Source organism: Flavobacterium sp. MK4S-17, from assembly GCF_009848495.1.
Taxonomy (GTDB): domain Bacteria; phylum Bacteroidota; class Bacteroidia; order Flavobacteriales; family Flavobacteriaceae; genus Flavobacterium.
Genome location: NZ_WWEP01000035.1, coordinates 167,585 through 173,675, shown reverse-complemented (window position 1 = coordinate 173,675; position 6,091 = coordinate 167,585). Strand labels below are relative to the sequence as shown.

Here is a 6,091-nt window from a genome sequence, read left to right as displayed (position 1 = left end):
CCGCAAATACTCAGTATTTGCGGGCTTTTTCGTTTTATACCCTAAAATGAAAACAGCATTTATATCCGTATTTTTGTGAGTAATTAGGTGAGTAAATTTCAATTCGAAAAAATTTACTCACAAAAACAGGGTTAAAAAATTGAATAACAATTTGTTACGGTGATTTTTTAACATTTATTACTGCCAAATGTAGCCTCTTGAAGCCGCTCACGATTCGCAAGCATTTTGAATCGGTACTTAATGTCATGTTTAATTTAAACCACATTTGGTATGAAGAGCACAAACACCTTTGGTATCCAGTTCATAATCAGGATTCCAAAAAATGAAAAGGCAACAGAAGCAACTGTCTATGCACGAATTACTGTAAACGGCCGAAGGTCTGAAATTTCACTTAAGAAAAAGATCGACCCAAAATTCTGGGACGAAGCCAAAGGACGGGCTAAGGGGAAGAGGGACGAAAGTGCCGGCCTTAACAACTACATCGAGCGAATCAGGAGTATAATAGCCGACGGCTACCATAACCTTATACAGGAAAGAAAGCCAATTAACGTTGACAGTGTCAAAGCGCTGTTTACAGGCCACGATGAAGATGCCGTAACAATTAAGAAACTTTTTGAATACCATAACCAGGAGGCAGCTTATAAGCTCGCACCGGGTACTATGAAGAATTACGGGACGACACAACGCTATATCGGCAAGTTCCTGCGGGACAAATACCACCGCCACGATATACTGCTCTCAGAGCTTACCTACCGCTTTTTACTGGATTTTGAAAGCTATCTCAGGTCGTACGTGCCAAAAGACCACCAGCAGCGGCTACACAACAATGGCATAATGAAGCACATTGAGAGACTCCGTAAGATGGTGAACCTGGCCATTAAGCTCGATTGGCTCGAAAAAGACCCCTTCGCGAATTTTAAAAAACATTTTGACAAAGTAGAGCGCCAGTGCCTGACCTCTGAAGAACTCTCGTTGCTAGAAAAAAAGGTATTTAAGATTGAAAGGCTAAAAAACGTTCGGGACATGTTCCTCTTCTGCTGCTATACAGGGCTGGCCTTTATAGACCTTGCCGGCCTGACGCCTGATAATATCGTTACGGGTATTGATGGGGGCTTATGGCTTTACACTAGCCGTGCAAAAACCGATACCAGCGTCCGTGTACCTATTTTACCGCAGGCAAAGCGAATTATGGACCAGTACAAGGATAACCCCAAAGCGCAATCAAGCGGAACGGTTTTTCCCGTGCTGTCCAACCAAAGGATGAACGGCTATCTTAAAGAGATTGCGGACATCTGTAATATTTCAAAAAAGCTAACCTTCCATATCGCCAGGCATACTTTTGCTACAACTGTGACGCTCAGCAATGGCGTACCGATCGAAAGCGTATCAAGGATGCTTGGGCATACCAGCATAAGGACAACACAGCTATACGCAAAGGTCCTTGAGAAGAAAGTCAGCGAGGATATGGGCAGGCTTAAACAGCGCCTATGTGGAAATGAAGCCGATAATTTAGCGATTGCCCAATCTTAAGAATTATGCAACCTACAGCAACAAATCAACTGGCGCAGAGGATCTCTGAGCTACTTACTGAAGCAAGGGGCAGGATTGTCCAGTCGGTAAACCATACAATGGTTTTGACTTATTACGAGATAGGCCGAATGATAGTTCATGAAGAGCAAAATGGCAATGAGCGGGCTGATTACGGAAAGCAACTCATAAAAACGCTGTCAATAAAGTTAACGGCAGATTTTGGAAAGGGTTTTTCACAGCGAAATCTGGAGCAGATGCGCCAATTTTACCTTGTATACTCAAAAGCGCAGACACTGTCTGCGGAATTTGAGAGCGATGATAAACCGGTAAAAAAATTTCAATTAAGTTGGTCCCACTATCTAAAATTAATGCGTATTGAAGATGTTGACGAAAGAAACTTTTACGAAATCGAATCTTATAAGAACAACTGGAGCCTCAGGGAATTGGAAAGGCAATATAACACGGCACTTTATACACGTCTGTCCCTAAGCAGAAGTGGATCGCAGGTTCGAAGGCTAGCCAAAGAAGGCCAACTATTGCAAAAGCCCCAGGATGCAATCAAAGATCCATATATTTTAGAATTTATCGGCCTGCCGGAACGATCAACTTACTCTGAAAGCGAATTAGAACAGAAGCTTATTGAGAAACTGGAACATTTTATGCTGGAACTTGGCACCGGATTTACCTTCGTAGCAAGGCAACAACGTATTAGTTTTGATGAAAAGCATTCAGGATAGACCTGGTGTTCTACAATCGAATTCTTAGGTGCTTTGTTCTGATTGACCTAAAAATCGGCGAACTTAAGCATCAGGATATCGGGCAAATGCAGATGTACGTTAATTTCTATGACAGGAGAATGCGGCTTCCTGAGGAAAATAAAACCATTGGTATTATTCTATGTCAGGATAAAAGTGAAGCTGTAGTTGAGTTTACTTTACCAGAAAACAACCAGCAAATTTTCGCAAGTAAATATATGACGGTGCTTCCGAGTAAAGAAAGTTTAGCAAGGATTATAAAATACTAGCATATAGATAGCAATATTTTTCAGCGGGGCATTTCTGCCCCGTTATTTTTCCAATTCATACATAGGTTTTAGTTATAGTTTATTGAAATAATTTCCGAGTTGCGTCGAAAACATGTCTTTCAAAAGGGTCAAAGGAATTAAATATCTTGGTTTTTCCTCTATCAGTTGTTGCATCGTAATAGTCGATTATACGCTGCGGTACACCATAATCACTAGCAATTTTTGCTTGATCCGAAAAGGCATTGTATTCGAGTTTGGTAAGGAGACGGTCGAGTCCCGGAACATCATCAAACAGTTGGGCATTGAGTACCGACATTCGATATTTGTACATAGTGTTGAAGACACCCAAATATTTAACAAGTTGATATTTGAAAGTGTTATAAACAAGTTCTGATGCTTTACGCATCGCTTTATCTACATCTTCTTTTAAATCGTCGATACGATAATTAAATAATCCATCAAATCCATCCTTGAGATAATAATAAAGCGAATAAGTGATTCTACTATATTTCTTTTCAACCGGCTGCTCATTTTCGTCCAAAGTGATACTTTTGCCCAGCAAATGGATAAAATTTTTGTCTTTCACTATTAGCCGAATTACGTCAAGTACCACTTGGAAACCGTCAAAGTCAATTTGATTTTTTAGAATTTTGTCTATGAGTCCAGATATACTATTAAGAGCATTTGCATCTAACGACAATATTTGATCATAAACGACAATTTTGTCTTCTCTACTTACAGTTTTGAAAAGTTGCATCACTTCTTCTGGAATGCCTCGCTCTTGTTGCATTAAATCTATACGGATCCTTTTTTCTTTACTTGTTTCATCTAAATATTCTTCGTCAGTCATATCAAGATCTGCTCCTTCCTTAGAAAGTGTGACATCAAAATTCTTATGACGTATTCCACCATCGGTCTTAGACATGACCTTATCGAAATTATTTTTGATTGTTACCACACTTCCTTGATAATGTTCCATAAATCTTCCAGCTCTTCCTGCAATATTTTTTGCATCAAATGCTTTTAGCGGCTTGCTTCCCTTCGTATCAAAGAGTGCAATCAGGTTCTTCGCTGATGTATTTACACCCTCAGTAATTGTAGTGGTGCATACCAAGATGCTAACGCCATTTTGCATATTAAAAAGCTTGACGATTTCCTTTTGAATATATTTTGGTACAACACCGTGATGAATACCAACTCCTGCTTTTAAAGCTTGTATAACACACCATTCACTATGATAAGTATTTTCAAGATGTTCAATGAAAAGGTCGAACGAAGAATCTTGCGGTTCACGTGAAATTTCCCAGTCAACAATCTGATTTGCATAGCTTTCAGCAGATACTTTTGTACTACAATAAACGATTGTCTTTTGCTCCTGAACAGGCTTAAGATTAAAAAAACTTGATAGGACAATTCGCAATCTTCCAGGTTTTGATTTCACTATCTTGTAATTTTCAGTAAAATCAATTTCGATACCGTCGATTACCTGTTTCTTTCTGTCTTTTACAACGTAATATGATTTATTTACGATCTCGTAATTATTCTTGTTAATCAGGGTTATGTTATAGTAGGCAAGGAACTTATCGAAAGAGGCATTATAATCGGGGTCATCTTCCTTATAAAAAGAAATGTAAGGTCCTGCGAGCATCAAATCTACATTTTGGTTGTTCAATGCATAATAAATTGCCATCCTATACGCTAGATCACGATCATGTTCTTTAACCTCTTTCTCATCATTATCCATATACTCATTATCGATTTTGTAAACTTCGTCGACAAAAACGAAATCTATATGTAAATCGGCTCCACGTTTATCGAGAAAGGACAAATAGCGCTCCGGAGTAAAAATGAAAATATTTTTTGAACCATATTGTTCTTTTCCATCACTTAAAGTATGAATCGTATATTCTTGTTCAGTAAAATAACTATAAGTTTCTTTTTCTTTAAGGCGAGAAAGGTTTTCTGTTAATAAGGCAACTGTTGGGAATATCAAAATGATATTTTCATACTTCATTTTTTTTATGACTTCATACGTAAGGTGGGTTTTTCCAAAAGAGGTTGAAGCGGAAAGGAAATATCGGTTGAGTTTTCCAAACTCAAAACTTTTAAGTATTTCTTTTTGGAAACGATGCAATTTATTTTTCTCATCCGTATAAAGAGAAGTTTCGTAAAGTATTGCCGCAAAAGTACCTAGTCCTAAATCCTCTTCATCAAAAAGGAGACTGTCCCGCATCTGCGTATTACCTAACATATCATAATAATGCGGAATACCTACCTTGTTGGCAATAAAAAGTAAAAATTGTCTGTCCGATTCGGAAAGTGTTTCTTCCTTTACTGCATCAAAATAAGCACAGACCTTCTGCACTAGGTTATAATCGGGTATACTGCCCGTATTGTAAGCGTTAATAGCCTTTGCTATATCAATTGTTCTTTGGATTCTATCCATTGAATTACTGTATTTTTAATGAGCTTTACATCCTCCATCGGGATGAAAATGAAAAATATGGTACGTTCGAGTGATAGCCCTTCAAATTTAAGATGGGTATAATTCTTTCTTATGTACTCAATGCAATTGGAAATACTTTTGTCATAACCTGCGGCACTTTGGTTAAACGCAATCATAATAGGATATACAACACCTATGTTCTGCGCTTTGAAATCATTAATTGTCACCTGCCCTTTCTCTACCCACTGTTTTTTTATTTCAAGTAGTTTGCTCTCTTTGAGTACCAAGTCATATGCTGTCGTCTTTGACATTTCGTCAAATATTGGGATGAAATTATTTTCTATAAAATACTTATCTGTTAGCACTTTCGATTCAAGGTTCTCAAGAGCCGTTTTTATACACGAAGCCGATTGCTCCCTGAATTTGGCTTCACCAAACCACAAGTGTATTTGACCGCTGGCCTCAACAAGGTGATACGCATCGTATCCTTTTGATTCGCCATTGCCAGCGATAAAAAAATGTCCTTTTGAAATTAGTGGCGGAACTTTATATATAACATGTAAAAGAGCGTGCAAAAGAACCTCTCCATAGAAACCATAACTTAGTTTTGCTGTATCTCTCGCTACCGCATTGTAACGGATTCGAGAATATAATGCCCGGTGCAGTAGAACTTGCTCATCATAAAGCATCTCAAATGCATCGTATGCATAATTTACTATATTGTTGTATATAAGTTTTGATAAGTTTGTGGAATCAACTATTTTAAAACAGTTATCATCCTTAGTAGACAATGATGAACGTTCCAGCTTTCGTGGACTGTCCGGTAGATTGCATTCAAGAATCAGAGTATTCTTAATGAGGTCTATTAAAGGCTGCTTCATAAAATTAAGGAGTTGGCAGGGAGTATAAATCTAAATAAATTCTAAGAAATATAGTACAGTTAGACATAATACCTATCCTATTTAAATTCGAGACCGAAAAATAAGATTCCTACCTCAAAAAATAATGGGTAAAAACACCTGATTTTCATTGTATACTTTCGTAAGTATTCATCGGCTTGTTTCATTAGCTCCCGCTAATTGCATCAATAT

General features: G+C 37.8%; 3 protein-coding genes and 1 pseudogene. 2 read left to right on the top strand and 2 right to left on the bottom strand.

Annotation, left to right across the window (positions count from 1 at the left end):
• Positions 1-270 precede the first annotated feature (270 nt).
• Both GSF09_RS12235 and GSF09_RS13810 read left to right on the top strand, forming a co-directional pair.
• The gene (locus GSF09_RS12235; protein WP_159801833.1) at positions 271-1,530 is read left to right on the top strand and encodes a site-specific integrase; all 1,260 of its coding nucleotides are present in this window, start codon (positions 271-273) and stop codon (positions 1,528-1,530) included.
• 5 nt (positions 1,531-1,535) lie between these two features.
• Positions 1,536-2,554: pseudogene (locus GSF09_RS13810) on the top strand (YhcG family protein).
• 79 nt (positions 2,555-2,633) lie between these two features.
• On the opposite strand, the gene GSF09_RS12225 reads toward GSF09_RS13810, so the two are convergent.
• Both GSF09_RS12225 and GSF09_RS12220 read right to left on the bottom strand, forming a co-directional pair.
• Positions 2,634-5,000 carry a helicase-related protein gene (locus GSF09_RS12225; RefSeq protein ID WP_159801830.1) on the bottom strand — a complete coding sequence of 789 codons (2,367 nt, stop codon included), beginning with the start codon at positions 4,998-5,000 and terminating at the stop codon, positions 2,634-2,636.
• Positions 4,970-5,881 (bottom strand): Hachiman antiphage defense system protein HamA, encoded by a 912-nt coding sequence (locus GSF09_RS12220; protein ID WP_159801828.1) that lies wholly within the window; start codon positions 5,879-5,881, stop codon positions 4,970-4,972. The genes GSF09_RS12225 and GSF09_RS12220 overlap by 31 nt, the downstream gene beginning before the upstream one ends.
• Between the last annotated feature and the right edge of the window lie 210 nt (positions 5,882-6,091).